24 protein-coding genes, 1 tRNA gene, 1 other RNA gene and 1 pseudogene are annotated in these 24780 nt (G+C 69.6%); 16 read left to right on the top strand and 11 right to left on the bottom strand.

From position 1 onward, the window contains the following. Positions 1–145 precede the first annotated feature (145 nt). The 3 genes from ACFVU2_RS06960 to ACFVU2_RS06970 are packed head-to-tail and all read left to right on the top strand — an operon-like array spanning position 146 to position 2969. Positions 146–1114: an ABC transporter ATP-binding protein gene (locus tag ACFVU2_RS06960; RefSeq protein WP_387874351.1), complete on the top strand. Its 969-nt coding sequence runs from the start codon at positions 146–148 to the stop codon at positions 1112–1114. After that, positions 1090–2667 (top strand): hypothetical protein, encoded by a 1578-nt coding sequence (locus ACFVU2_RS06965; protein ID WP_387872474.1) that lies wholly within the window; start codon positions 1090–1092, stop codon positions 2665–2667. Before ACFVU2_RS06960 ends, ACFVU2_RS06965 begins: the two co-directional genes overlap by 25 nt. Positions 2668–2690: 23 nt before the next feature. After that, positions 2691–2969: a DUF3039 domain-containing protein gene (locus ACFVU2_RS06970; protein ID WP_387872476.1), complete on the top strand. Its 279-nt coding sequence runs from the start codon at positions 2691–2693 to the stop codon at positions 2967–2969. A 51-nt stretch (positions 2970–3020) separates the two neighbouring features. Here the strand turns inward: ACFVU2_RS06970 and ACFVU2_RS06975 are convergent, their stop codons facing one another. After that, complete coding sequence (locus ACFVU2_RS06975) at positions 3021–4331, bottom strand: nicotinate phosphoribosyltransferase (protein WP_387872478.1); 1311 nt, start codon at positions 4329–4331, stop codon at positions 3021–3023. Between the two features lie 52 nt (positions 4332–4383). On the opposite strand from ACFVU2_RS06975, the gene murI reads away from it, so the two are divergent. The 4 genes from murI to ACFVU2_RS06995 all read left to right on the top strand — a co-directional run bounded on the left by murI (position 4384) and on the right by ACFVU2_RS06995 (position 7552). Then, a complete protein-coding gene (gene murI, locus ACFVU2_RS06980; RefSeq protein WP_387874353.1) occupies positions 4384–5202 on the top strand; it encodes a glutamate racemase in 819 nt (272 codons plus the stop codon). 26 nt (positions 5203–5228) lie between these two features. After that, positions 5229–5969 carry a ribonuclease PH gene (gene rph / locus ACFVU2_RS06985; RefSeq protein WP_387872480.1) on the top strand — a complete coding sequence of 247 codons (741 nt, stop codon included), beginning with the start codon at positions 5229–5231 and terminating at the stop codon, positions 5967–5969. 5 nt (positions 5970–5974) lie between these two features. Beyond that, positions 5975–6568, top strand: coding sequence for an RdgB/HAM1 family non-canonical purine NTP pyrophosphatase (gene rdgB / locus ACFVU2_RS06990; RefSeq protein WP_387872482.1), 594 nt, complete (start codon positions 5975–5977; stop codon positions 6566–6568). An 81-nt stretch (positions 6569–6649) separates the two neighbouring features. Then, a complete protein-coding gene (locus ACFVU2_RS06995) occupies positions 6650–7552 on the top strand; it encodes a cation diffusion facilitator family transporter (protein ID WP_387872483.1) in 903 nt (300 codons plus the stop codon). 21 nt (positions 7553–7573) lie between these two features. Here ACFVU2_RS06995 and ACFVU2_RS07000 read toward each other — a convergent pair whose 3' ends face one another. From ACFVU2_RS07000 to ACFVU2_RS07015, 4 genes are all read right to left on the bottom strand, one after another. Then, entirely contained in the window at positions 7574–8281 is a 708-nt protein-coding gene (locus tag ACFVU2_RS07000) for a DedA family protein (RefSeq protein ID WP_387872485.1), read from the bottom strand. Between the two features lie 140 nt (positions 8282–8421). Then, a tRNA-Leu gene (locus ACFVU2_RS07005) sits at positions 8422–8503 on the bottom strand. Positions 8504–8521: 18 nt separating this feature from the next. Beyond that, complete coding sequence (locus tag ACFVU2_RS07010; protein WP_387872487.1) at positions 8522–9559, bottom strand: LLM class flavin-dependent oxidoreductase; 1038 nt, start codon at positions 9557–9559, stop codon at positions 8522–8524. Between the two features lie 78 nt (positions 9560–9637). After that, complete coding sequence (locus ACFVU2_RS07015) at positions 9638–10903, bottom strand: MFS transporter (RefSeq protein ID WP_387872489.1); 1266 nt, start codon at positions 10901–10903, stop codon at positions 9638–9640. Positions 10904–10973: 70 nt separating this feature from the next. Between ACFVU2_RS07015 and prfB the strand changes: the two genes are divergently transcribed. The 6 genes from prfB (at position 10974) to ACFVU2_RS07045 (ending at position 16171) form a co-directional block, all read left to right on the top strand. Further along, the gene (prfB, locus tag ACFVU2_RS07020) at positions 10974–12092 is read left to right on the top strand and encodes a peptide chain release factor 2 (protein ID WP_387872491.1); all 1119 of its coding nucleotides are present in this window, start codon (positions 10974–10976) and stop codon (positions 12090–12092) included. A 100-nt stretch (positions 12093–12192) separates the two neighbouring features. Next, positions 12193–13293, top strand: coding sequence for a cell division ATP-binding protein FtsE (gene ftsE / locus ACFVU2_RS07025; protein WP_387872493.1), 1101 nt, complete (start codon positions 12193–12195; stop codon positions 13291–13293). Beyond that, on the top strand, positions 13290–14195 hold the full coding sequence (gene ftsX / locus ACFVU2_RS07030) for a permease-like cell division protein FtsX (RefSeq protein ID WP_387872495.1): 906 nt from the start codon (positions 13290–13292) through the stop codon (positions 14193–14195). Before ftsE ends, ftsX begins: the two co-directional genes overlap by 4 nt. A gap of 71 nt (positions 14196–14266) precedes the next feature. Next, on the top strand, positions 14267–14743 hold the full coding sequence (gene smpB / locus ACFVU2_RS07035) for an SsrA-binding protein SmpB (RefSeq protein ID WP_387872497.1): 477 nt from the start codon (positions 14267–14269) through the stop codon (positions 14741–14743). Positions 14744–14784: 41 nt separating this feature from the next. Further along, entirely contained in the window at positions 14785–15525 is a 741-nt protein-coding gene (locus tag ACFVU2_RS07040) for a tyrosine-protein phosphatase (protein WP_387872498.1), read from the top strand. 85 nt (positions 15526–15610) lie between these two features. Continuing rightward, positions 15611–16171, top strand: a complete 561-nt coding sequence (locus ACFVU2_RS07045) for a hypothetical protein (protein WP_387872500.1) — start codon at positions 15611–15613, stop codon at positions 16169–16171. A 128-nt stretch (positions 16172–16299) separates the two neighbouring features. Here the strand turns inward: ACFVU2_RS07045 and ACFVU2_RS07050 are convergent, their stop codons facing one another. Next, a complete protein-coding gene (locus ACFVU2_RS07050; RefSeq protein WP_387872502.1) occupies positions 16300–16875 on the bottom strand; it encodes an SIMPL domain-containing protein in 576 nt (191 codons plus the stop codon). 127 nt (positions 16876–17002) lie between these two features. On the opposite strand from ACFVU2_RS07050, the gene ssrA reads away from it, so the two are divergent. After that, positions 17003–17397, top strand: a transfer-messenger RNA (tmRNA) gene (ssrA, locus tag ACFVU2_RS07055). Between the two features lie 95 nt (positions 17398–17492). On the opposite strand, the gene ACFVU2_RS07060 is transcribed toward ssrA, so the two are convergent. Then, positions 17493–18842, bottom strand: coding sequence for an APC family permease (locus tag ACFVU2_RS07060; RefSeq protein WP_387874356.1), 1350 nt, complete (start codon positions 18840–18842; stop codon positions 17493–17495). Positions 18843–19093: 251 nt separating this feature from the next. Here ACFVU2_RS07060 and ACFVU2_RS07065 point away from each other — a divergent pair, with 251 nt between their 5' ends. Then, the gene (locus ACFVU2_RS07065; protein WP_387872504.1) at positions 19094–20221 is read left to right on the top strand and encodes a serine hydrolase domain-containing protein; all 1128 of its coding nucleotides are present in this window, start codon (positions 19094–19096) and stop codon (positions 20219–20221) included. An 8-nt stretch (positions 20222–20229) separates the two neighbouring features. On the opposite strand, the gene ACFVU2_RS07070 is transcribed toward ACFVU2_RS07065, so the two are convergent. Together ACFVU2_RS07070 and ACFVU2_RS07075 are read right to left on the bottom strand one after the other, a co-directional pair. After that, positions 20230–21060: an alpha/beta fold hydrolase gene (locus tag ACFVU2_RS07070; protein ID WP_387872506.1), complete on the bottom strand. Its 831-nt coding sequence runs from the start codon at positions 21058–21060 to the stop codon at positions 20230–20232. Then, positions 21057–22115, bottom strand: a complete 1059-nt coding sequence (locus ACFVU2_RS07075) for an adenosine deaminase (protein ID WP_387872508.1) — start codon at positions 22113–22115, stop codon at positions 21057–21059. The genes ACFVU2_RS07070 and ACFVU2_RS07075 overlap by 4 nt, the downstream gene beginning before the upstream one ends. Before the next feature lie 96 nt (positions 22116–22211). On the opposite strand from ACFVU2_RS07075, the pseudogene ACFVU2_RS07080 reads away from it, so the two are divergent. Next, positions 22212–22520 (top strand): annotated as a pseudogene (locus ACFVU2_RS07080) (DUF2809 domain-containing protein); the annotation flags it as partial. A 37-nt stretch (positions 22521–22557) separates the two neighbouring features. Here ACFVU2_RS07080 and ACFVU2_RS07085 read toward each other — a convergent pair. Further along, positions 22558–23538, bottom strand: a complete 981-nt coding sequence (locus ACFVU2_RS07085) for an NAD(P)H-quinone oxidoreductase (RefSeq protein WP_387872509.1) — start codon at positions 23536–23538, stop codon at positions 22558–22560. Continuing rightward, positions 23538–24779 carry an ABC transporter permease gene (locus ACFVU2_RS07090; protein WP_387872511.1) on the bottom strand — a complete coding sequence of 414 codons (1242 nt, stop codon included), beginning with the start codon at positions 24777–24779 and terminating at the stop codon, positions 23538–23540. The genes ACFVU2_RS07085 and ACFVU2_RS07090 overlap by 1 nt, the downstream gene beginning before the upstream one ends. Position 24780: the final 1 nt, after the last annotated feature.

The raw sequence follows: 24780 nt of genomic DNA on the forward strand, positions 1-24780 counted from the left end.
GGGTCCCCAAGAGCGAGCGTCTTGGTACGTTAGCGGGGTGAGTTTCGAGCGCGCGCAACAGGACGACGCCGAGCCCTCCGAGGGCGCGGCCGTCTCCGTCGAGGGCGCGACCGCCACGGGGGATGCAGGGAGCACGGGGGAGAGCATGACCGAGAGCACGACCGACGGGGCGGACGCCCCGGCGAAGCCGCGGGCGGCGCCGAGGCGCACGCCCGCGAAGACGGCCGCGGCGGCGGCGGGCACCAGTACGCGCGCGCCCCGCAAGCGGACCGCGCCGGCGAAGCCGCGAACCGCGGCGAAGGTCGCGGAGGAGCCGGCGCCTGTTCCCCCGGCGGCCGTCGTGCCGGATCCCCGGCCCGCTGTGCTGACGGTCACCGGACTCCGCAAGCGCTTCGGCGACACGGTCGCCGTCGACGACGTCAGCCTCGACGTGCGAGAGGGCTCCTTCTACGGCATCGTCGGCCCCAACGGCGCGGGCAAGACCACGACGCTCTCGATGGTCACGGGCCTGCTGCGCCCGGATGCCGGATCCGTCGTCGTCCACGGGGTGGACGCCTGGGCCGAGCCCGTTCGCGCCAAACATGTCATCGGGGTCCTCCCCGACCGCCTCCGGCTGTTCGACCGCCTGACCGGCGCGCAGTTCCTGCAGTACGCGGGAACCCTGCGCGGGCTGAGCGCCAAGACGGTGCGGGCACGCTCCGGCGATCTGGCCAAGGCCTTCGGGATCGAGGACGCGCTCGATCGTCTCGTCACCGACTATTCGGCCGGGATGACCAAGAAGATCGCTCTGGCGGCCGCGATGATCCACTCGCCGCGCCTCCTCGTCCTCGACGAGCCGTTCGAGTCGGTCGATCCCGTCTCCGCCGCGAACGTCGTCGACATCCTCCAGCGCTACACCGCGGCAGGCGGCACGGTGGTGCTCTCCAGCCATGGCATGGACATGATCCAGCGCGTGTGCGACAGCGTCGCCATCATCGTGCGCGGCAAGGTCCTCGCCGCCGGCACCATCGACGAGGTCCGCGGCGAGCAGACGCTCGAGGAACGGTTCGTCGACCTCGCGGGCGGGCGCAAGGCAGCGGAGGGCATGGAGTGGTTGCACAGTTTCTCGGACTGAAGCTCCGGCTGATGGCCAACGCCTTCCGGCGCAGCCCCTGGCAGGTGTTCGGGCTCGTGCTCGGGATCGTCTACGGGGGCGTCATCACGGTGCTCGCGGTCTCGGCACTGATCGCGGCCCGGCTCGTGCCCGACGTGGGCGCGGTCAGCGATGTCCTCGTCGTGCTCGGCGCGATCGTGGTGGTCGGCTTCCTCCTCCTGCCGCTGATGTTCGGGGTGGACGACTCGCTCGACCCGCGCAAGTTCGCCCTGTTCGGCATCCCGAACCGCGTGCTGTCGACCGGGCTGCTCCTCGCCGGCCTGATCGGCATCCCCTCGTTCGTGCTCATCGTGTGCAGCGCCGCGACCGTGGTGACGTGGTCGCGCGACCCTGCCACGACGGTGATCGCCGTCGTGTGCGCCGTCCTCGTGGTGCTCACGTGCGTGCTCGCCTCGCGTGTCTCGACGGCGCTGGCCTCGTTCCTCCTCGCGACCCGCCGCTCACGGGAGGCCGGCGGCGTCATCGCCGCCCTGCTCCTGGTGCTGCTGGCGCCCGCCATCCTGCTGCTCGTGACGGTCGATTGGGGCCGTGACGGTCTCGCCACCGTTTCGCGGACCGCCGCCTGGCTGGCCTGGACCCCCCTCGGCGCCGTGTGGGGCGCTCCGGGTGCGGCTGCCGCAGGCGACTGGGGAACCGCCCTGCTTCAGCTGCTGATCGCCGCGGCGACCGTCGGGCTGCTGTGGCTGGTGTGGGATGTCCTGGTCCGGACCGTGCTGGTGAGTCCTCCTCGACAGTCGCGCGCGAAGTCGTATCACGGCACGGGCTGGTTCGGTCGTCTGCACGGCGGCCCGACCGCCGCCATCGCCGCCCGGTCGATGACGTACTGGGGGAGGGACCCGCGCTACTGGGTCTCGCTCGTCATGATCCCGGTGATCCCGGTGTTCGTCCTCGTCGCGCTCCTGCTCGCCGGGCTGCCGGCGCACTACGTCTCCCTCGTCCCCTTGCCGCTCGTCTGCTTGTTCCTCGGCTGGAGCGTCCACAACGACATCGCCTTCGACGGCACGGCCATCTGGTTGCACGTGGTCTCGGGCACCCGCGGCATCGCCGATCGGGTGGGGCGCATGTTCCCGCCCATCGTGGTCGGAATCCCGGTGATCGCCGTCGGCTCGATCGCGACGACGATCGCGTACGGCGACTGGGCGATCCTGCCGACGGTGGCCGCGCTCAGCGGTGCGATCCTGGTGATCGGACTCGGTCTCTCATCGATCTCGTCCGTGCTCTTCCCGTATCCGGCAACCAAGCCGGGGGACAGCGCCTTCACGCAGCCGCAGACCTCCGGGGCCTCCGCGGCGCTCGTGCAGTCGTTGAGCTTCTTCGCCATCCTCGTCCTCGCCTCGCCGGCGATCGTCTTCCTGGTGCTCGGTCTGACCATCAATCCGTTCTGGCTGGGCATCGCCCCGGTCGTGGCCGTGGTCATCGGCTTCGCCTCCCTGTTCGGAGGCCTCTGGGCGGGTGCCCGTCTCTTCGATCGCCGCGGCCCGGAGCTGATGGCCTTCGCCACGCGCAACGGGTGAGCAGGCGCGTCTACACTGGAGGGATGAACGAGGCGAGCATCTCCGAACCTGGCGGCCTGCCCACCGGTGGCGGTGCGACGACCCTGGATCGCGAACTGGAGGAGCTCCTCCAGAACGTCGAGCCGGGCGACCACGAACGCTTCTCGCACTATGTGAAGAAGGAGCAGATCCTCGAGTCGGCGATCACCGGCAAGCCGGTGAAGGCGCTGTGCGGCAAGATGTGGACTCCGGGCCGCGACCCGGAGAAGTTCCCCGTCTGCCCCACCTGCAAAGAGATCTACGCGAAGCTGCGCGACGAGTAGTCGTACGGGCAGTGGTCCTCCGGGGCAGTAGTCCGCGACGGGCCGGCCCGCTCATTCGAAGATCGTCGGAAGCACCGGGTCGCCGCGGCCCACGCGGAACGCCTGCTCAGGCAGCTCCTTCATGGCGAGCTCCCGGTGCTCGCGCGCCCGGCGCGTGCCTTCGGCGCCCAGGTGCTCCCGGTGGACTTCACCGGCGGTGACCAGCGGGACCAGCAGATCGCGGCCGGTGTCGTCGGGGCGATCGCCGCTCTCGACGATGTGCACGACTTCGGCGATCGCGACACCGCGTTCGTCGAGTCGGCGGATCGGGTGCTTGCGCCCGCCGACGCTCGCCTTGCCGTCCGACTTCTTGGCGACCGGGATCCACTCGCCGGTCCCGTCGACGGTGCGGTGGGCGACGAGCTTGTAGACCATGCCCGAGGCGGGGGAGCCGGAGCCCGTGACGACCGAGGTCCCCACACCGTACGAGTCCACGGGGGAGGCCGCCAGGGCGGCGATGGTGAACTCGTCGAGATCGTTCGTGACGGTGATGCGGGTCCTGGTTGCGCCCAGGGCGTCGAGCTTGTCGCGCACGCGGCGGACGAGTTTGGGGAGGTCGCCCGAGTCGAGCCGCACGGCGCCGAGCTCGGGACCGGCGACTGCGACGGCCGTCTCGATCGCCCGATCCACGTCGTAGGTGTCGACGAGCAGCGTCGTGCCGGGACCGAGGGCGTCCACCTGCGCACGGAAGGCGTCCTCCTCGCTGTCGTGCAGCAAGGTGAACGCGTGTGCGGCGGTCCCCATCGTCGGGACGCCCCAGGTGCGGCCGGCCTCGAGGTTGGAGGTGGCGCCGAAGCCCGCAATGTACGCGGCCCGGGCCGCGGCGACGGCGCTGCGTTCATTGGCGCGCCGGGACCCCATCTCGGCGACGGGTCGCCCGCCTGCCGCGGAGACCATGCGAGCGGCGGCGGACGCGACGGCCGAGTCGTAGTTGAAGACGCTGAGGATGAGGGTCTCGAGGATCACACCCTCCGCGAACGGTGCGTCGACGATCAGGAAGGGGGATCCGGGGAAGAACACCTCGCCTTCGCGATAGCCGTGGATGGTGCCGGAGAAGCGGTACCCGGCGAGCCAGTCGAGCGTCTCGGAGCGCACCACGGCGTTGTGGCGCAGATACTCCAGCTCCTCGTCGCGGAACCGGAAGCCTTCCAGGAGTTCGAGCAGCCGCCCGGTGCCGGCGAGCACGCCGTACCGTCGCCCCGCGGGGAGCCGGCGGGTGAAGGCCTCGAACACGCACTCGCGGTCGTGCGTGCCCTTGCGCAGGGCGGCGTCGATCATGGTGAGCTCGTAGCGGTCGGTCAGGAGCGCGGATGACTCGGTCACGCTGTCAGCCTACCGGCGTGCCGTCGCGGGCGGCGGGGTAGGCTGGATGGCTGTGACGGATGCGCCGATTGGGATCTTCGACTCGGGAGTCGGCGGGCTCACCGTGGCGCGCGCCATCCGCGATCAGCTCCCCAACGAGTCGATCCTCTACGTCGGGGACACCGCCCACTCCCCGTACGGCCCGAAGCCGATCGCCGACGTGCGCCGGTACTCGCTCGAGGTGCTCGACCTCCTGGTCGAGCAGGGCGTCAAGATGCTCGTGATCGCGTGCAACACCGCCTCCTCCGCCATGCTGCGCGACGCACGCGAGCGCTATTCCGTTCCGGTGATCGAGGTCATCCAGCCCGCCGTGCGCCGGGCGGTCGCCGCCACCCGCACGGGCAGGGTGGGCGTCATCGGCACGGCCGGCACGATCGCCTCGCGCGCCTATGAGGACGCCTTCGCCGCGGCGCCGACGCTGGAGCTGTTCACGCAGGCGTGCCCGCGGTTCGTCGAGTTCGTCGAGGCGGGGATCACCAGCGGTGCCGAGGTGCTGCAGGTGACCGCCGAGTACCTCGAGCCGCTCCGTCGTGCGGATGTGGACACCCTCGTCCTCGGATGCACGCACTACCCGTTCCTGAAGGGCGCGATCTCGTACGTGATGGGGGAGGGCGTCTCCCTCGTCTCCAGCGACACCGAGACCGCGAAGGACGTCTACCGCACGCTCGTCGGCGGCGGGCTCGAACGGCGCTCGGCGGAGCCGCCGACCGTTCACTACGAGGCCACGGGTCTCGACGCCGACAACTTCCTGCGCCTCGCGCACCGCTTCATCGGTCCGGAGGTCTCCCGGGTCGACCTGGTGCAGACCGGCGTGATCGACCTTCCGCTCTGACCCACCCACCACACGAGGAGAACCACGTGACCGACATCATCCGCGCTGACGGGCGCACCGCCGACCAGCTCCGCCCGGTCACCATCGAGCGCGGCTGGAGCAAGCAGGCGGAAGGATCGGCCCTGATCTCCTTCGGTGAGACGCGGGTGCTCTGCACGGCGTCCTTCACCAACGGGGTGCCCCGCTGGATGTCGGGCAAGGGCCGGGGCTGGGTCACCGCAGAGTACGCGATGCTCCCGCGGTCGACGAACGACCGCATGGACCGCGAGGCGGTCAAGGGACGGATCGGCGGCCGCACGCACGAGATCAGCCGGCTGATCGGCCGCAGCCTCCGCGCGGTCGTCGACATGAAGGCCCTCGGCGAGAACACCATCGTGCTCGACTGCGATGTGCTCCAGGCCGACGGCGGGACGCGCACGGCCGCGATCACGGGCGCGTATGTGGCCCTCGCCGACGCCCTCGAGTGGGGTCGCGAGCACCGCTTCATCGGCCAGAAGGCGACTCCGCTCATCGACTCGGTCTCCGCGGTCTCCGTCGGCATCATCGACGGCACGCCGATGCTCGACCTCGCGTACGTCGAGGACGTGCGTGCCGAGACCGACATGAACGTCGTCGTCACCGGCCGCGGCCTGTTCGTCGAGGTGCAGGGGACCGCCGAGGGCGCGCCGTTCGACCGGAGCGAGCTCAACTCGCTGCTCGACCTCGCGCTCCTCGGCACGACCGAGCTCGCGGGTGTGCAGACCGCCGCGATCGGCGCAGAGGCCTGACCGGGATGGTCCGCGTCGTCCTGGCCACCCACAACAGCCACAAGGCGCTGGAGTTCCAGCAGATCCTCGGCGACGCCGTGCCCGGCCTCGAGATCGTGCGCTACGACGGTCCCGAACCCGTGGAGGACGGCTCGACGTTCGCCGAGAACGCCCTGATCAAGGCGCGCGCGGCGGCCGACCACACCGGGCTGCCCGCGCTCGCGGACGACTCCGGGATCTGTGTCGATGTGATGGGCGGTTCGCCGGGGATCTTCTCGGCGCGCTGGGCCGGGCACCACGGGGATGCCGAGGCGAACCTGCAGCTCCTGCTCGATCAGCTGTCGGATATGCCGGAGGGCTCGCGGTCCGCGCACTTCACCGCGACGCTGGCGCTCGTCGTGCCCGGCGCGGAGCCGACCCTGGTCGAGGGCGTCTGGCCGGGAAGCATCGCGCGGCACGCGCGGGGCGGTCATGGACACGGGTACGACCCGGTGTTCGTGCCGGAGGGGTACGACGCCACGGCGGCCGAGCTGGGACCCGACGTGAAGAACCGGGAGAGCCATCGTGCGCGAGCCTTCGCCGCGATCGTCCCCGCTCTGCGCGCGCTCGCCGAGCGCTGACACGCCAGGTGAGAACGGCACTCATTCCTAACTAGCGGGAACGCTGGCGCCGCGGCGTCCTCGGTGTCTACCGTAGAAGCGATGAGTCACGACCACGGGCATTCCGCCAACCGCAACCGCCTCCTGATCGCGATCGGCATCGTATCGGCGGTGCTGGTCGTGGAGATCGTCGGCGCCTGGCTGAGCGGTTCGCTCGCGCTCCTCGCGGACGCGGGTCACATGCTGAGCGACCTGACCGGCCTCATCGTGGCGCTCGTGGCGACCATCATCGCCGCCCGCCCGGCGACCGACCGGCAGACGTTCGGCTACCGGCGCGCCGAGGTGTTCGGCGCGCTCATCAACGGGCTCATCCTGCTGGTCGTCGCCGTCGGTGTCACGATCGGCGCGATCGGGCGCCTCGTGGGCGGCGAGTCGGAGGTGCAGAGCGGGCCGATGCTCGTCGTCGCCGCGATCGGGCTGGTCGCCAACCTCGTGGCGCTCCTGCTCCTGCGGCCCGCGGCCGGACATTCGATCAACATGCGCGGGGCGTACCTCGAGGTCTTCGGCGACCTCGTCGGCTCGATCACGGTCATCGTCGCCGCGATCGTGATCATGACCACCGGCTTCGGCCCGGCCGACGCCATCGCGTCCCTCCTGATCGCGGCGTTCATCGTGCCGCGCGCCTATCTGCTGCTGCGCGATGTCGTGCATGTGCTCAGCGAGGCTGCGCCGGCGGACACCGACGTGGCGCAGATCCGGGACCACATCCTGCGGGCGAAGGGCGTGGTCGCCGTGCACGATGTCCACGTGTGGGCGATCACGTCGGGCGCGCCCGTCTTCACGGCGCACGTGGTAGTCGAGCAGGAGGTGTTCCGTTCCGGCGGGACCGGCGCCCTGCTCGACGAGCTGTCCGGCTGCCTGGCCGAGCACTTCGACGTCGAGCACTCGACGTTCCAGCTGGAGCCCTCGGAGCACGCCGAGCACGAGGACGAGTTCCACCGCTAGGCGGTCGCCGGGGGAGCGGCGTCAGACCTCCGGGGTCGGTGCGGGGTGCGCGGCCGCTTCGTCGGCTTCGGCGAGTCGCTTCTTCTTGGCCTTGCGCAGCGACTGGAAGTAGTGGAAGAGCGTCGGGATGAGCGTGATGACTACGGCCCCGATGAGGATGATGTCGATGTAGCTCGACACGAAGTGCGCGACCGGCGGGATGTAGCCGATGAGGAAGCCGAAGAGGGTGAGGCCCGCACCCCAGATCAGCGCGCCGATGGCGTTGTAGAGCGAGTACTTCTTGTAGTTCATGTGGCCGACGCCGGCAGCGACCGGGGCGAAGGTGCGCACGATCGGGACGAAGCGCGCCAGGATGATCGCGAGCGCGCCGAAGCGGTCGAAGAACGCGTTGGTGCGGCGCACGTTCTCCATGCTGAAGAGACCGCTCTCCCGGCGCTCGAACACACGCGGGCCGGCTTTGTGGCCGATCAGATAGCCGACCTCCCCGCCGAGGAACGCGGCGAAGGCGATCGCCAGGCACACCCACCAGATGTCGACGCCGAAGACGAGGGAGGTGTGGGTCAGCAGGCCCGAGATGACGAGCAGCGTGTCGCCCGGCAGCAGGAATCCGATCAGGAGCCCGGTCTCGGCGAAGATGATGCCGCACACGACGACGAGCGCCCACGGCCCTGCGGCCGTGATGATGGTGTTCGGGTCGAGCCACGGGATGAGGCCGGCGTGATGGATCAAGACGCTCCAGACGGGGTTCGGGGTGTGGAGCCGAGTTTAGTGTCCGGAAGCTGCACGAACCGTGCGAATTCGTCACGCGCGGGCGAAGATCATCCTGTGGTCTTACTGTGCGGCTGCTTTGCCGGTGCGATGGTCTGATGTGCGGGAGAAGGGACTCGAACCCTCACGCCGTGAAGCACAGGAACCTAAATCCTGCGTGTCTGCCAGTTTCACCACTCCCGCGGCGCGCGCTGGGCGCGGCTACGACAATAGCTCATGCACGCGCGGGGCGACCTCGGTGCCATAGAGCTCGATGGCGCGCATCAGGTGGTCGTGGCCGAGCGTCCCGTTGCTTATCTTGAGGTCGAAGCGCTCGATCCCGAGCCCGCGGGCCGTGTAGGCGATCTTCTTCGCGACGGTCTCGGGCGAGCCGACGACGAGGGCGCCGTCCTCGCCGGCCTCGTGCTCGAAGCGGGCGCGGGAGGCCGGCGGCCAGCCGCGCTCGCGGCCGATGCGGTTCGTCATCGCCTCGTAGTGCGGCCACAGGATCTCCTTGGCCTCCTCGTCGGTCGCAGCGATGAATCCCGGGGAGTGCACACCGATCGGGAGAGTGGTGTCCTGTCCGAACTGGTCGAGCGCCTTGCGGTAGAGCTCGGCGAGCGGCTGGAAGCGCATCGGTCCACCGCCGATGATCGCGAGCATCAGCGGAAGGCCGTAGTGCGCGGCGCGCACCACCGATTCGGGGCTGCCGCCGACGCCGATCCAGGTCTTCAGCTGCCCCTGCTCGAGGTGCGGGTACACCGACTGGCCGGTGAGTGCGGGACGGAGGCTGCCCTCCCAGGTCACCGGCTCCTGCTTGCGCAGTTCGGCGAACAGGTCGAGCTTCTCGTCGAAGAGCTCCTCGTACTGTCCGAGGTCGAGCCCGAACAAGGGGAACGACTCGATGAAGGAGCCGCGTCCGAGGATGACCTCGGCGCGCCCGTTCGAGACGCCGTCGAGTGTGGCGAAGCGCTGGAACACCCGCACCGGGTCGTCGGAGCTCAGGACGGTGACGGCGGATCCGAGGTGGATGTGCTCGGTGCGGCCGGCGATCGCCGCGAGCACGACCTCCGGTGCCGAGACGGCGAAGTCTTCACGGTGGTGCTCGCCGACGCCGATGAAGTCGAGCCCGACCTGGTCGGCCAGCACGCCCTCCTCGACCACGTTGCGCAGCACCTGCGCGTGCGTCAGGGGTGCGCCGTCGGCGTCGCGGGTGACGTCTCCGAACGTGTCGATGCCGAGTTCGAGCGTGGTCGCCATGTCAGTCCTCACATTCATGCGTTTGCATGAAGCCGAACGGCCTCGGCCCCGAGCCTATTCCCGCGGGCCGTCGGACGGTCAGGCGGGACGGAGCTTCCGCGGCACGTAGCGCGGGATGTAGCGGGCGAGCATCCCGGCCCCCACGAGGCCGAGGACGCCCATCACCCCGCCGGCGAACGAGATGGAGACGACGGCGGTGAGGAGCGAGACGACGAGTGGAGCCACGGCCTGGCCGGCATCGCTCGAGAACCGCCAGGCCCCGAGGAAGGCCGCAGGCGTCTCCCGCGGCGCGAGGTCCGCGCCGAGCGTCATCACGATCCCCGAGCCGATGCCGTTCGCGACGGAGAGGAACAACGAGACGCCGATGTACCAGGCGACCCGTGCGTCCAGCTCGTGGGTGAACGAGAGCGCGAGGAAGCCGGCGCCGAGGCCGATCATCGACGGGATGGCGCTCCACATCCGCCCGAACCGGTCCATGATCTGGCCGCTCGCGTAGAAGAGGGCGAAGTCCACTGCTCCCGCCAGGCCGATGATCAGAGCCGTGTTCGCCTCGCTGAGCCCGATCGAGACCGCCCAGAGCGGCATCAGGACGGTGCGGGCGGAGCGCACCGCGCTGACGAGCGCGACACCGGACCCCATGCGCACCAGCACGGCGCGGAACGCCCAGATCGTGCGGAACAGGCCGTGCGTCCGCTCCTCGGCCTCCTCCTCGCCGGCGGTCACCCGCTCACCGGCCGCATCGGTGGTGCGCGTGCTCGGCCCGAACATCTTCTCCGGGTCGGGGAGGGCGATGAGCACGACGACCGCGCCCACGCAGCCGATGACGAAGATCCAGAAGACCGACTGCGTCGAACCGGTCAGGGCGATCACCGCGGACGCGATCAGCGGACCCACGAACCAGCCGCAGCGGAAGATCCCGCCGAGGGTCGAGAGGGCTCGCGCGCGGTAGCGCTGCGGCACGTAGGTGGTCATGAACGCGTGGCGGGCGAGGGCGAACACGGCGGTGGCCAGGCCCACCACGAAGATCCCGACCATCAGCACCCAGTAGTTCGGCGCGAGCAGGCAGACCGCGATGCCGCCGATCGCGACCGCGGCCGCGGCGATCATCGACCGGCGCTCGCCGAAACGCGAGACGATCCAGCCGCTCGGGATGTCGCCCGCGAGCTCGCCGAGCATCACCATCGAGGCGATGAAGCCGGCCATCGCGAGCGAGGCGCCCAGGTTGCCCGCCGCGATGGGGATGATCGGGATGATCGCCCCCTCTCCGATGGAGAACAGGAGCGTGGGCAGGAAGGCCGCGAGGGCGACGGAGCGGAAACTGAAGGGGCGCTCGTCGGAAGTCATATCGTTAACACCGTACAACTTCCTCGCGCCGCCCCCGCGCGGACCACCGGCCGGTAGGCTGGACGCCGACATGATTGAACTGGACCTCACCCCGCAGATCGGCGAGCTGCGCTCGACCCTGAGCGACATCACCGCCGTCGTCAACCCGGACAAGCTCCGCGCCGACATCGCCGCACTGAGCGAGCAGGCAGGTGCACCCGATCTCTGGGACGACACCGCGAACGCGCAGAAGGTGACCAGCGCGCTCAGCCACCGGCAGTCGGAGCTCGGCCGCATCACCGCGATCGAGCAGCGGCTCGACGACCTCGAGGTGCTCGTCGAGCTCGCCAACGAGGGCGACGACGAGGAGTCGGCCGCGGAAGCCCGCGCCGAGCTGGAGGCGCTGCAGAGGGCGCTCGGTGCGCTCGAGGTCCAGACCCTCCTGAACGGCGAGTACGACGAGCGCGCCGCCATCGTGACCATCCGTTCCGGCGCCGGCGGCGACGACGCCACCGACTTCGCCGAGATGCTGCTGCGCATGTACCTGCGCTGGGCCGAGCGCCACAAGTACCCGGTCAAGGTGATGGACACCTCCTACGCCGAGGGAGCGGGCATCAAGTCCGCGACCTTCGAAGTCGACGTGCCCTACGCCTTCGGCACGCTGTCCGTGGAGGCGGGCACGCACCGCCTCGCGCGCATCAGCCCGTTCGGCTCGGCGGACAAGCGCCAGACGTCGTTCGCCGCCGTCGAGGTCATCCCGCTCATGGAGGAGGCCGTGCAGGTCGACATCCCCGAGGGCGACATCCGGGTCGACGTGTTCCGCTCGTCCGGCCCCGGCGGCCAGTCGGTCAACACGACCGACTCGGCGGTCCGCCTCACCCACCTCCCGACGGGCATCGTCGTCTCCATGCAGAACGAGAAGTCGCAGATCCAGAACCGCGCGGCCGCGATGCGCGTGCTCCAGACCCGTCTGCTCCTGCTCCAGAAGGAGGAGGAGGCGGCCAAGAAGAAGGAGCTCGCCGGCACGATCACCGCGAGCTGGGGCGACCAGATGCGGTCCTACTTCCTCTACGGCCAGCAGCTCGTCAAGGATCTGCGCACCGGATTCGAGTCCGGCAACCCCAGTTCGGTGTTCGACGGAGACCTCGACGGCTTCATCGCGGCAGGCATCCGCTGGCGCGCCGGAGCCAAAGCGGAGGCTCAGGCCTGATCGACCGCGCATCGACCGCGCGCACGGCGCGCTGTCAGGCTCGCGCCACGCCCAGGCCGATACGCCGGATAGCCCGGATGATGCATAGTCTCTACACGTCATGATCCGGTTCGAACACGTATCCAAGCAGTACTCGGGCACGACCCGTCCGGCGCTGAACGGCATCAACCTCGAGGTGCTGCGTGGTGAGTTCGTCTTCCTCGTCGGCGCGTCCGGCTCGGGCAAGTCGAGCTGCCTGCGCCTCATCCTGAAAGAGGAGAAGCCCACCAAGGGCAACATCCACGTGCTGGGGCAGGACCTCGGCTCGATCTCCTCCCGCAAGGTGCCGTACTTCCGCCGCAACCTCGGTGTCGTCTTCCAGGACTTCCGCCTCCTTCCCAACAAGAACGTCTTCCAGAACGTCGCCTTCACCCTGCAGGTCATCGGCAAGTCCCGTGGCTTCATCCAGGAGGCCGTCCCGGACGTGCTCAAGATGGTCGGGCTCGACGGCAAAGCGCAGCGCCTGCCGCACGAGCTGTCCGGCGGTGAGCAGCAGCGTGTCGCGATCGCACGCGCCGTCGTCAACAAGCCGCAGATCCTGCTTGCAGACGAACCGACCGGCAACCTGGACCCGGCGACCAGTGCCGGGATCATGGGCGTGCTCGAGCGGATCAACGCCGGTGGCACCACTGTGCTCATGGCGACGCACGAAGCGGCGATCGTCGACCAGATGAAGCGCCGCGTGATCGAGCTCGTCGGCGGACAGATCGTCCGTGACGAGCGTCACGGCGGCTACGGTGTGACCGCGGCGGTGCCGATCCAGCGCGAGCAGGTCGTCGCCGCGGCTCCGGCCCCCGCCGTCCCGGTGGGAGCGCCCCCGGCGGCCCCGTTCGCGTCGGAGCCGATGGCCCGGCCGCACGCGCCCGTCGGCAACCCGACCGGCCCGGTCTCCGTGCCGCAGCCGACGGGGCCGCAGCCGTCCGTGCCCCAGCAGCCGGCGTATCAGCAGCCGGCCTACCAGCCCGCGTACCAGCAGCCTGCTTACCAGAAGCCGGCCGTGCAACAGCAGCCGGTCGCGCCGACCCCGCCGGTCGAGCCCGCACCCGCCCCCGCTGGCGAGGCGCTCCCGGACCACCTCAACTTCACCGCGAACCTCGACCTGCGAGGCCTGCGCGAGAACACCGACCGCGACGGCGAGCAGAATGTGGGGCCGACCAAATGAGATTCGGCCTGATCTGGTCCGAGGTCGGCAACGGCCTGCGGCGCAACCTCTCCATGGTGATCTCCGTCATCCTGGTGACCTTCATCTCGCTGACCTTCGTCGGCACGGCCGTCCTCCTCCAGGTGCAGATCACCCAGATGAAGACCTACTGGTACGACCGCGCGCAGGTCGCCGTGTACATGTGCACGGAGGCGGACAACTGCCAGGGCGGAGCCGCGACCGATCAGACCGTCGAGGCCGTCAAGAAGCAGCTGGAGTCGCCGGAGCTGTCGCCGTACATCCAGAAGTTCTACTTCCAGAACCAGCAGCAGGCGTACGACGAGTTCAAGCAGCAGTTCAAGGGCAACCAGATCGCCGACTTCGTCACGCCGGACATGATCCCGCAGACGTTCTGGGTCAACCTCAAGGACCCGAACCAGTCGGCCGTGCTCACGGAGACCCTGGCGGGTTCGGCCGGGGTCCAGAGCGTCGTCGATCAACGCAGCTATCTCGACCAGATCTTCAACATCCTCGGCGCCGCCAGCGCCACGGCGCTCGTCGTCGCGGTGGTGATGCTGGTCGCGGCGGTCCTCCTCATCGCCACGACCATCCGGCTCTCCGCGTTCTCGCGACGGCGGGAGATCGGGATCATGCGGCTCGTCGGGGCTTCGAACAGGTTCATCCAGACGCCGTTCATCATCGAGGGGGTGCTCGCCGCCCTCATCGGCGCGGTGCTCGCCGGGACCGTCCTGGTCCTGATCGTGCAGTTGTTCGTGCGCGGTCCGTTGCAGAACAGCATCCAATCGATCAACTTCGTCTCGATGTCGCAGGCCTGGCCGGTGATCCCGTTGATCGTGCTCATCGGAGTCCTTCTGGCGGCGGCCTCGGCCAACTTCGCGATCAAGCGCTACCTGAAGGTCTGACGCACGATAGACTGGTCTGCTGCCCGGCGATGCGCCGGGCAGCACCATCGTCTGAACGTCAGGAGTGAGCCGTGCCCAGGGAACAGGGACAGAAGGTCGTCGCGACCAACCGTCGCGCCCGCCACGACTACCTCATCGAGGACACCTTCGAGGCCGGTCTCGTCCTCACCGGTACCGAGGTGAAGTCGTTGCGCATGGGACGGGCGTCCCTCGTCGACGGCTACGCCTTCGTCGACCGCGGAGAGGCCTGGCTCGACGCCGTGCACATCCCCGAGTACGCGGACGGCACGTGGAACAACCACGCTCCGCGCCGCAAGCGGAAGCTGCTCCTGCACAAGGCCCAGATCGTCAAGATCGAGAACAAGGTCAAGCAGGGCGGATACACGATCATCCCGCTGCAGATCTACTTCAACGACGGCCGTGCGAAGGTCGAGATCGCCGTCGCGAAGGGCAAGAAGGACTACGACAAGCGTCAGGCCCTCCGCGAGCGTCAGGACAACCGCGAGGCCGAGCGGGCGATGTCGAGCCGGCGCCACCTCGGCGAATAGCGCGCGACCCGGTAGGTGGCGCACCCTGGCAGACTGAGGTGATGAGCACCCCTCCGCAGCGCATCCCCGTCCACGGCACCTACAACTTCCGCGACGTCGGCGGATACCCGCTGGCGGGCGGCGCGACCCGGAGCGGGAAGCTCTTCCGGGCTGACGCCCTCGGTGCGCTCGGCGATGAGGGCAAGGAGACCCTGCGGGGACTCGGTGTCCGGGTCGTGATCGATCTGCGCGACGACTTCGAGATCGAGGTCCGCCCCGATGATCTCGCCGGGCTGGATGTCTCCGTGCTGCGACTGCCGGTGTTCGAGGGGTCGGGGGCGTCGCAGGCGACCATCGGAGCGACCCTGGCCGACCTGTACGAGAAGATCCTCCTCCAGCACCGGGACGTCGTCGTGCGTGCGCTCCGCGAGATCGCCGACACCGGCGACGAGCCCGTGGTCGTCCACTGCACCGCAGGCAAGGACCGCACCGGGATCGTGGTCGCCCTCGCGCTCCTCGCTGTCGGCGTGGACCGCGAGACGGTCCTCGACGACTACGCGGCGACCGAGCAGAACCTCGCAGGTGAGTGGCTCGACGGGATGCTGACCCTCGTCAGGAACCACGGCGTCGAGGTGACGCCCGACCTCCGGATCATCATGGGCGGCAGCCCGCGGGAGGCGCTGGAGGCTGCACTCGACCTGCTGGACCGCGACTTCGGGGGTGCCCGCGCCTACCTGCTCGATGCGGGTCTCGACGAGGTGGAGCTGGCGAAGCTGCGTTCGGTGCTGGTGCAGCCGGCCTGACCCTCTCAGACTCCGCGCGGGATTCACAGCGAAGTCATCATGGCCTCGCAGTCCGATCGCGGGCTCCGCATGCTTTCCTGTGATCATGGACGAGAACCGACCGACGGAGCCGCTGCCTCCCACGCCACCCGCGCGTGAGCCGTTCTACAAGCGGCACGGCCTCGCGTTCGCCATCTCGACGCTCGTGCTCGGCATCGTCGTCCTGATCGGCGTCGTCGGCGTCGGGACCGTCGTCGCCGTGAACGTCGTGACCCACTCGGTGTCGGCGTTCGCGCACAACCCGCCACGCGACGGGACCGCCCCCGGCCGGCAGGACGGCCGCCCGGGCCAAGGAGGCACCGGCAGGAACGGTGGCACCGCCCAGCGCGAACTCGTCCGCGGCACCCTCGAGTCGGAATCCGGATCGTCCTGGACGGTGAAGACGGCCTCCGGTTCGACCGTGACGGTGAAGGTCACGTCGTCCACCGCCTACGGCCTGCCGAACCAGTCGGCGTCCGCCTCCGACTTCGCGACGGGCGACGAGGTGGTCGTCGTCGGCTCCGATCGCACCGGGGACACGATCACCGCCACCCGGATCCTGAAGCTCACCGACTTCCCGCGCCCGCCGTCGACGCCCGGCCCGACGCCCGGGTCGGGAGCGCCCTGAACCGGCGCGCTCTGATCCGGAGCGCCGCTCGGGACGTCAGGAGGCGGCGAAGCGGGCGTGCACCTCGACCGCCACGTCGATCTCGGCCGGCTTGAGGGCCAGCGGGGAGCCGCTCACGTCGGCCGACATCATGCGGGCGGCGAACGGAGGGGCGGCCTGCGGGGGAGCGGATCCCTCGCCGAGCATGCCCGGGTCGCTGAGTGCCACCGGCCGGAGGCCGTCAGGCCGAGGCTGCTCGCGTAGCGTCGTGCCTTCGCCACCGCGTGCTCGACCGCGCGACGGGAGACCTCCTCGGTGAGGGCGGCGAGCGTCTCCTCCGAGAGGGACCACGTCACTCCCTCCACCGTGACACCGTCGCGCAGGGAGACGGAGCCGACCCAGTCGGACAGGGCGGCGGTGTCGGAGAACTCGGCTTCGACACCGACCTGGGCGTGATGCACGATGGGGAGCTGTTCGCCGGTCTGGCTCCACGGGCGATCGCCCCACACGCGCAGCTGATCGGACGACCAGCTCAGGAGGGGGCCCGCGCTCGCGCCGTGGATCTCGCGCAGACCGGCGGCGAGCTCCGCATGACGCTCGGTGGTCAGCGCCAGCGTCTCGTGACGGGACTCGCCGTCGTATGTCACCAGCACCCGCGCGACGCCGCGCTCGGCCGCCCGTCGCTCGCGGTGTTCGCCCTGGACCGTGATGATCGTCTCCGACATGGACCGATCGTGGCATAGAAGGGCGTTCGCCGCTGTTGTATGATGAGAAGCTCGTCGGCAACGGCGAGACCAGCACCTCCACAACTCAACAGCGCGCGACAGCGACCCAGCCTTTTCGGCTGCGCATGGGGATGATCGGTTTCGACATTGTCTGCGTGACTGTGAGAAGCGGGTCGAGGATGCATGCTTATCTCGTTAACGATGCATGCAAAACCATAAGTGCCAATTCCAAGAGCACTGTCTCGGCCAAGGCCGACTTCGCCCTCGCGGCGTAAGTTCTCCTCCGCCATTTAAGAGACCGTCAGACCGGGAACCGTCTTCTACCCGGATCCTGGCGTCATTCAGAGGACTAGCTTCTGTGTTGAGTGTCAGGGCACAGAGGGACTCGAACTGATGCTGGGCCCGTCGGATCAGGTGCCAGTGGCAAGATCCGGGGCCGAGAACACGCCTTCACTGGCTACACCCGTAGAAGGCACATGACCACAGCAGTGGACGGGGGTTCGATTCCCCCCATCTCCACCATCAGGCCGCTGTCGCGCGTTGTTCAGACCTGGAGCCGCAACGACGAAGGCCGCCCGTGTGATCACACGGGCGGCCTTCGTCGTTCGCGGGAGGCGTCAGTCGTCGTCCTTCCTGATCGCCTTGTTGAAGCCGGTGACCGGCTGGGCCTCGTCGAAGGCGGCCGCCTTGCGGCGGAAGCCCCGGGTGAGCACGAGGAGGTAGACGAAGCCGATGGCCGCCCAGATCACGCCGCCGACGAGCGCATCCACATGGAGGTTGGCCCACAGGACGCCGGTCATCAGCATGCCGATCCCGGGCAGCACGATGAAGGTGAAGATGTCCTTCGGGGTCTTGCGGCGCCCCTTGCGGATGGCGAACCAGGCGATCACCGAGACGTTGACGAACGTGAACGCGATGAGGGCGCCGAAGTTGATGAAGGCTGCGATGAGCTCCAGGGTGAAGGCCGCCGCCAGGAGGCTGATGACACCGACGAGGACGATGTTGAAGGTCGGCGTGTGCGTCTTCGGGCTGATGTAGCCGAAGAGGCGCTTCGGGAGGACGTTGTTGCGTCCCATCACCAGGAGCATGCGCGACACGGATGCGTGCGAGGCGAGTCCCGACGCGAGGGTCGCGGCGAAACCGGCCGCGGTGAGCACGGCCTGCAGCACCGGACCGCCGACCTGGAGGCCGATCTGCGGGAGCGTGCTGTCCTCGATCGCGTCGGTCGGGAACGCCGACGACGACGGGAACCGCAGCTGCGTGAAGTAGGCGGCGATGAGGAAGATCGCGCCGCCGATGATGACCGTGAAGAGGATGGCCTTCGGCATGATGCGCGGGTGCTTCGCCTCCTCCGCGTACATGGTGACGGCGTCGAAGCCGATGAACGAGAAGCAGACGATGGTCGCGCCCATGAGCACGGCTCCCAGCGTGACGCCGTCGTGGAAGAACGGCTGCATGGAGGCGACGGTGCCGGCTCCCTGGCCCTGGGCCAGCTGCGCGATGACCATGATGACGAACACGGCCATGACGACGATGGAGAACACCAGCAGGAGCATGTTCATGTTCGAGGTGCCGCGCATCGTCAGGTAGATGACCGAGGTCACGACCGCGCAGTAGATGACCACCCAGATCCAGCCCGGCACGTCCGGGAAGATGGCCTCGAGGTAGCTGCGGATGATCAGGCAGTTGACCATGGGCAGGAGCACGTAGTCGATGAGCGACGTCCAGCCGACCATGAATCCGACGTTCGGATGGATGGACTCCCGCACATAGGTGTACGCGGAGCCTGCGCTGGGGATGGCGCCGGCCATCTTGCCGTAGCTGATGGCGGTGAACATCATCACGACCAGCGCGACGAGGTAGGCGGCGGGGACGACGTTGTCCGTGTCGCGCGCGACCATTCCGAACGTGTCGAAGACGACGGTGGGGGTCATGTAGCCGAGACCCAGGCCGACGATGGCCCACAGTCCGAGGCTCCGTTTGAGGTTCCCGGACTTCGGGATCGCGGGGGCGGATGTACTCGTCAAGGCGTCTCCTTACCGACAGGGCGCGGACGCAGTGACCCACCACTCGTCCGCGAGCAGTGACAGCCATCATGGCAGAGCCGGAGACGGGGCCGCACCACACACTCCGCCCGGATGACGGGTGAAACCCGGATGATCTGACCGTCTGCGGACGGTCCTTGCGGTGCGCGACACGCGCAGGCCACGATGAAAGAATGAAGAACCGCCACGCCGGTGCCCTCGCCGCCGCCCTCGTCGTCCTGCTCGCAGCGGCGGGATGCGCCGCCCGGCCGGAGGCGGAGAGCACGCCGGCGGACGCCTGGCAGCACGCGGCGCAGTCCGCGTTGGAGGACGCGCTCCGCACGACCGGGATCCCCGGCGGGGCGATCACCGTCACCCACGGCGACGCCACCTGGACCGGCGTCGCCGGTCTCGCCGATGTGGCGACCGGACGTGAAGTCACGGCCGACGACCGCTTCTCCTTCCGCAGCATCACCAAGTCGTACACCGTCACCGCGATCCTGCAGCTCGTCGACGAGGGCAGGCTCTCCCTCGACGACCCGGTGTCGAAGTATGTGGACGGCGTGCCGGAGGGGGACAGGATCACCCTGCGCGAACTGGCGCGAATGAGGTCCGGCCTGCCGAACTACTCCGCGACACCCGCGTTCCAGGACGCCCTGCGGATCGACCTGACGAGGGACTGGACCGACGCCGAGATCCTGCAGGCGGCCTTCTCCGAGCCCAACGACTTCGCCCCCGACGCGCGCTACGAGTACTCGAACACGAACACCATTCTGCTCGGGGAGGTGCTGCAGAAGGTCACCGGCCGGCCCTGGTACGAGGTGGTGCAGGAGTCCATCCTGACTCCGCGCGGGCTCAGCACGACGACGTATCCCGACTCCGACCCCATCCCGTCGCCGCTGGCCGAGCCCTACCAGGGCGGCGGCGAGGGGCAGGATCCGGAGCTCCTGCCCGCCATCCCGGCCAACTCGCTCTCGGCCGCGGGCGGTTTCGCCGGAACGATCCGCGACCTCGGCCGCTGGGCGCGCATCCTCGGCACCGGCGAACTGCTCGACGAGGCGACCGCGGCGCAGCGCACCTCGGACGCCGCGCTGTCGCCGACGACCGACGACCCGAACAGCCCGTTCTACGACGCCTACGGCATGGGGATGGGCGAGATCGACGGCTGGATCGGCCACACCGGCAACGGGCTCGGCTATCAGGCGTTGGCCATGTACGACCCGGCGACGGGGGACAGCGTCGCCATCGTGATGAACGGCACGGGCGACGACCACGACGCCCCGGCCCATCTGCTGCAGAAGCTGCTGCCCGCGCTGGGCTGAGCAGTGCGCTAGCGGTCGGTCGCCCAGCCCAGGGCCACGCCGAGACCGGTCAGCACGGAGACGTGGCCTTCGCGGGGGCGCAGCCAGAGCTCGCCGCGTGCGAGGCGCTCGAGCTGGAGCGCAGCGTGCCCGGGCGGGACGACGCGGTCGGCTCCGCCCTGGACCAGCAGCACCGGGCAGCGCACGGCGGCGAGGTCCACGCCCCACGGCGACACGTAGGCGACATCGTCGTCGACCTCGCCGTCGGGTCCCTCGGCCGCCCCGGCACCGGCATCCGCGCCGAGCGGACCCCAGTCGCCGTTCAGGGCCTCGTAGTCGCGGGCGGTGAACGAGTCGGGATCGAACTCCGCCTTCTCCGCGTGCGCGAGGCGGGCCTCCCGGCCACCGAGCGCTGCGCCGAGGCCCGACGGGTCCGCCATGCCGGTGAACCAGTCGGGCGTCGATGTGTACGGCGCGATCCCGGCCAGCACGACCGCAGCACGCACCCGCTCGGGAGCGAGGGCGGCGAGAGCGAGGGCGTGCGGTCCGCCGCCGGACGCGCCCGCGGCGACGACCTCCGCGATGCCGAGTTCGTCGAGCACCGCGACGACGTCACCGGCGGCATCGGCGACGGACCGCCCCGGGAGCGGGTCGGAGCCGGGGTAGCCCGGCCGGGCGCACGACACGACGCGCAGCCCGTGCGCGGCGGCCGCGGAGGCGACCGGCGCGATGACGGCTCCGGTCTGCGGGGTGCCGTGGTGCCACACCAGCACGGGGGCGTCGGCGGCGCCTCCGGTGTCGAACCAGCGGACGAGGCGCCCGTCGGCGGTCGTCAAGGATCCTGCAGTGCTCGCGTTCATCCGCGCCACGCCTCCAGCTCCGTGATCAGCTCGGCCTTGCGCCGGTCATCGGCGAACGACGCCTCGATGGAGTTGCGGGCGTAGCGGGCGGCCTGCTCGGCGGTCAGCCCCAGGGCGTCGCGCACCGCGATGAAGTTGTCGCCGACGTAGCCGCCGAAATACGCCGGATCGTCGGAGTTGATGGTGACCAGGACCCCCGCCTCGTCGAGCCGGTGCAGCGGGTGGTCGGCGAGGTCGGGCACGGCACGCAGGCGTACGTTCGACAGCGGACAGACGGTGAGCGCGATCCGCTCGGCGGCCAGACGGGCGAGGAGCGCAGGGTCCTCGATGGACCGGATGCCGTGGTCGACCCGCTCGACCTGCAGCAGATCGAGCGCTTCGACGACGTAGGCGGCCGGTCCCTCCTCGCCGGCGTGCGCGACGACGCGCAGGCCGGCCTCACGTGCGCGGCGGTAGACGGCCTCGAAGAGGGCCGGCGGGTAGCCGACCTCGGCGGAGTCGAGACCGACCCCGACGATCCGGTCGGTGTGGCTGAGCCCGGCGCTCAGGATCTGCTCGGCCGACTCGACGGGCTCGTCGCGGAGGAAGCAGAGGATCAGGCCGCTCGTGATGCCGAGATCGCGCTCCGCCTCGTCGAGGGCGGAGCCGATGCCCGCGATGACCTCCCCGATGCGGAGACCCCGCGCGACGTGCGCCTGCGGGTCGAAGAACAGCTCGACGTGCCGCACCCCCTGCTCCGCGGCGCGAGCGAGGTAGCGGCGCGTCAGCTCGGCGAAGTCGTCCGCCGTGCGCAGCACATCCATCGTCGCGTAGTAGAGGTCGAGGAAGGACTGCAGGTCGTCGAACTCGTACGCACCGGCCAGCTCCTCCACCGACGCGAACGGCAGCGACACCCCGTTGCGACCCGCCAGCTCGAAGGCGAGGTCGGGTTCGAGCGTCCCCTCGATGTGCAGATGGAGCTCGGCCTTCGGCAGGGCCAGCAGGGCGGCGTCGGAGGGGGAAGCGTGAGGGGCGGTGGAGGAAGCGGGGGAGACGGCGGGTACGGCATCGGTCATGCAACGATCCTCCCACCTGCGACGGGGTCGGATCATCCGGCGAGATCATCCGTCCGGCCGATGCCCGTCGCCCACCGCGGTCGGTAGCGTCGCAGGATGCGCCGACTCCTCCTGCTCAGCTGCGCCATCGTGGTGCTGGCCGCCGGGCTCGCCGTGTACGAGTGGGTGCCGGGCGCCTTCGGCGCCTTCACCGGGGACGCGCTCTACGCCGTCCTCGTGTTCCTGCTCGTCTCGCTGGTCGCCCCGCGCGCGCCCCTCCTGCTGACCGCGGGTGCCGCGCTGGTGTTCTGCTGGGGGATCGAGCTGCTCCAGCTCACCGGCGTCTCCGCCGCGCTGTCCCGAGCGGTGCCGGGGGCGTACCTGGTCCTGGGAAGCACCTTCCAGACGATCGACCTCCTCGCCTACGCCGTCGGCGTCGGCGCGGCGGCCGGAGTGGACGCCCTCAGCCGACGCGGAGCAGGATCTTCCCGAGGTGGGCGGACGACTCCATCCGCCGGTGCGCCTGTGCCGCATCCGCCAGCGGGAACACCGAGTCCACCACCGGCCGCAGCCGGCGATCGCCCAGAAGCGGCCACACCCGCCGCTCGACGTCGGCGATGAGCTCCCGCCGCTCCGTCAGCGGACGGGCCCGCAAGGTCGTCCCGTGGACGAGAGCGCGCTTGCGCATGAGGAGTCCCACATCGAGCGAGGCGGGCTCCCGTTCGCGGGTCGCGATCGACATGATGCGCCCGCCGACGGCCAGCGCGTCCAGATCGCGGGCGATGTACGAGCCGCCGACGATGTCGAGCACGACGTCGGCGCCGCGCCCGTCGGTGAAGGCGAGCACGGCCGCCACGAAGTCCTGGGTGCGGTAGTCGACCGCCGCATCCGCACCGAGCTCGCGGCAGAAGGCCGTCTTCACCGCGCTCCCGGCCGTGGCGACGACCCGGGCGCCGTGCGCCACCGCGAGCTGGATGGCGGTGCTGCCGATGCCGCTGGACCCACCGTGCACCAGCAGTGTCTCTCCGGCGGTGAGCCGGCCGAGGCGGAACACGTTCGACCAGACCGTCGCGACGGCCTCGGGCAGTCCGGCCGCCTCGACGAGGTCGACCTCCTCCGGCACGGGCAGCACGAGCCCGGCGTCCACCGCGACGAGCTCGGCGTAGCCTCCGCCGGGCAGGAGAGCACAGACGCGGTCCCCGACCCGCCACCGCTCGACGCCGTCGCCGACGGCCGAGATCGTCCCGGAGACTTCGAGTCCCGGCCACGCGGGAGCGCCCGGCGGCGGGGGATAGTGCCCGCGCCGCTGGCTCAGGTCGGCGCCGTTGATGCCCGCGGCGACGACGCGGATGAGCACCTCGCCCGCACCGGGCTCGGGGTCCGCGACCTCGCCGAGCCGGAGGACGTCCGGGTCGCCAGGTTCGGCGATGGTCACGGCCCGCATCAGCGCGACACGCGCTCCGCGTCGCTGCGCGCGCTGAGCACGTCGCGGATCTTGACCCGGCTCGAGTACTGGATCGAGCCGTAGCGGAACAGTCGCACGGCCAGGCGCAGCACGATCGCGGCGAGGACGAACAGCTCGACGATGATCACGATCGCCTGCCAGAGCGGCAACGAACCGAAGGCGTTCAGGATCAGGGCGGTGATGGGAGCCGTGTACGGGAAGAACGCGAGGATCTGCACGATCGGCGACTCGGGTGCGCTGACGGCGAAGCTCGACGCGTACAGCGGGATCACGACGGCGAAGATGACCACCGAGAACACCGGGGCGGCGTCCTTCGCGGTCGGCATGACGGCGCCGACCGCCACGAGCGTGCCGGTGAACAGGGCGAAACCCCCGATGAGGATCAGCGATCCGACGATCATCTTCTGCGGGTCGAAGACCAGCCCGCTGAGATCGAGGTTCGGGATGTTGAGCTGATCTCGGAAGAACAGGTACCCGATCAGGACCGGCAGCGCGAACACCGCTATCTGGATGATGCCGACCGCGAACAGCGAGATCACCTTGCCGATCAGCAGGTTCGTCGGGTTGATCGTCGTCAGGATCATCTCCGTGACGCGGTTCTCCTTCTCCTCCAGCGTGGAGTTGAGCATCTGGTTGCCCAGGAACACGATCACGATGAAGAACGCCGCCAAGAAGATGAGCGCCGGGATGATGGCCTCGAAGCCGGGGGCGACGGCGCCGTCCTTGAACGTCGTGGTGGAGGTGTTCACCTCCCCGCGCAGCACAGCCACATCGGTGGGGGAGTCCAGCCGTTGCTCGACGCTCGCCGACAGCAGGGACTCGGCGACGGAGGAGTACTTGCCGTTCTGGAAGACGCCGGCGTCGGCGCCGTAGACCTTGATCGTCTCGGTCTTCGGGTCGGCCGGGTAGTCGAAGTAGGCCTTCGTGCCGCCGATCTGGACCTCTTCGACGCCCTCGGCGTCGCTCTCGATCAACTTGCCGCCGTATTCGCGGGCGATCGTGGGGTTCACGAGCCCGGAGGCGTCGCTGTAGAGGAAGTCGAAGCGGGCGTTCTTCTGCTGGTCCGCCGAGTTCGACGTCGAGACGTTGGCCGAGATGATCAGCGCGCCGAGGCCGAACACCAGGAGGGGGAGGATGAGGGTGACGACCCAGAACGACCGCTTCGTGACGGTGCGCTTGAACTCGAACGAGATGACGGTGGAGAGATTGTGGCGGGCCATG

Origin of the sequence: Leifsonia sp. NPDC058194 (assembly GCF_042883605.1) — a bacterium.
In the GTDB taxonomy this organism is placed as follows: domain Bacteria; phylum Actinomycetota; class Actinomycetes; order Actinomycetales; family Microbacteriaceae; genus Leifsonia.

Excerpts from the sequence above, each read along its gene's own strand:
- ACFVU2_RS06960 (WP_387874351.1), top strand. The coding sequence starts at position 146 with ATGACCGAGAGCACGACCGACGGGGCGGACGCCCCGGCGAAGCCGCGG.
- ACFVU2_RS06970 (WP_387872476.1), top strand. The coding sequence starts at position 2,691 with ATGAACGAGGCGAGCATCTCCGAACCTGGCGGCCTGCCCACCGGTGGC.
- rdgB (WP_387872482.1), top strand. The coding sequence starts at position 5,975 with ATGGTCCGCGTCGTCCTGGCCACCCACAACAGCCACAAGGCGCTGGAG.
- ACFVU2_RS06995 (WP_387872483.1), top strand. The coding sequence starts at position 6,650 with ATGAGTCACGACCACGGGCATTCCGCCAACCGCAACCGCCTCCTGATC.
- ACFVU2_RS07010 (WP_387872487.1), bottom strand. The coding sequence starts at position 9,559 with ATGGCGACCACGCTCGAACTCGGCATCGACACGTTCGGAGACGTCACC.
- ACFVU2_RS07015 (WP_387872489.1), bottom strand. The coding sequence starts at position 10,903 with ATGACTTCCGACGAGCGCCCCTTCAGTTTCCGCTCCGTCGCCCTCGCG.
- prfB (WP_387872491.1), top strand. The coding sequence starts at position 10,974 with ATGATTGAACTGGACCTCACCCCGCAGATCGGCGAGCTGCGCTCGACC.
- ftsE (WP_387872493.1), top strand. The coding sequence starts at position 12,193 with ATGATCCGGTTCGAACACGTATCCAAGCAGTACTCGGGCACGACCCGT.
- ftsX (WP_387872495.1), top strand. The coding sequence starts at position 13,290 with ATGAGATTCGGCCTGATCTGGTCCGAGGTCGGCAACGGCCTGCGGCGC.
- ACFVU2_RS07040 (WP_387872498.1), top strand. The coding sequence starts at position 14,785 with ATGAGCACCCCTCCGCAGCGCATCCCCGTCCACGGCACCTACAACTTC.
- ACFVU2_RS07045 (WP_387872500.1), top strand. The coding sequence starts at position 15,611 with ATGGACGAGAACCGACCGACGGAGCCGCTGCCTCCCACGCCACCCGCG.
- ACFVU2_RS07050 (WP_387872502.1), bottom strand. The coding sequence starts at position 16,875 with ATGTCGGAGACGATCATCACGGTCCAGGGCGAACACCGCGAGCGACGG.
- ACFVU2_RS07065 (WP_387872504.1), top strand. The coding sequence starts at position 19,094 with ATGAAGAACCGCCACGCCGGTGCCCTCGCCGCCGCCCTCGTCGTCCTG.
- ACFVU2_RS07070 (WP_387872506.1), bottom strand. The coding sequence starts at position 21,060 with ATGAACGCGAGCACTGCAGGATCCTTGACGACCGCCGACGGGCGCCTC.
- ACFVU2_RS07075 (WP_387872508.1), bottom strand. The coding sequence starts at position 22,115 with ATGACCGATGCCGTACCCGCCGTCTCCCCCGCTTCCTCCACCGCCCCT.
- ACFVU2_RS07085 (WP_387872509.1), bottom strand. The coding sequence starts at position 23,538 with ATGCGGGCCGTGACCATCGCCGAACCTGGCGACCCGGACGTCCTCCGG.
- ACFVU2_RS07090 (WP_387872511.1), bottom strand. The coding sequence starts at position 24,779 with ATGGCCCGCCACAATCTCTCCACCGTCATCTCGTTCGAGTTCAAGCGC.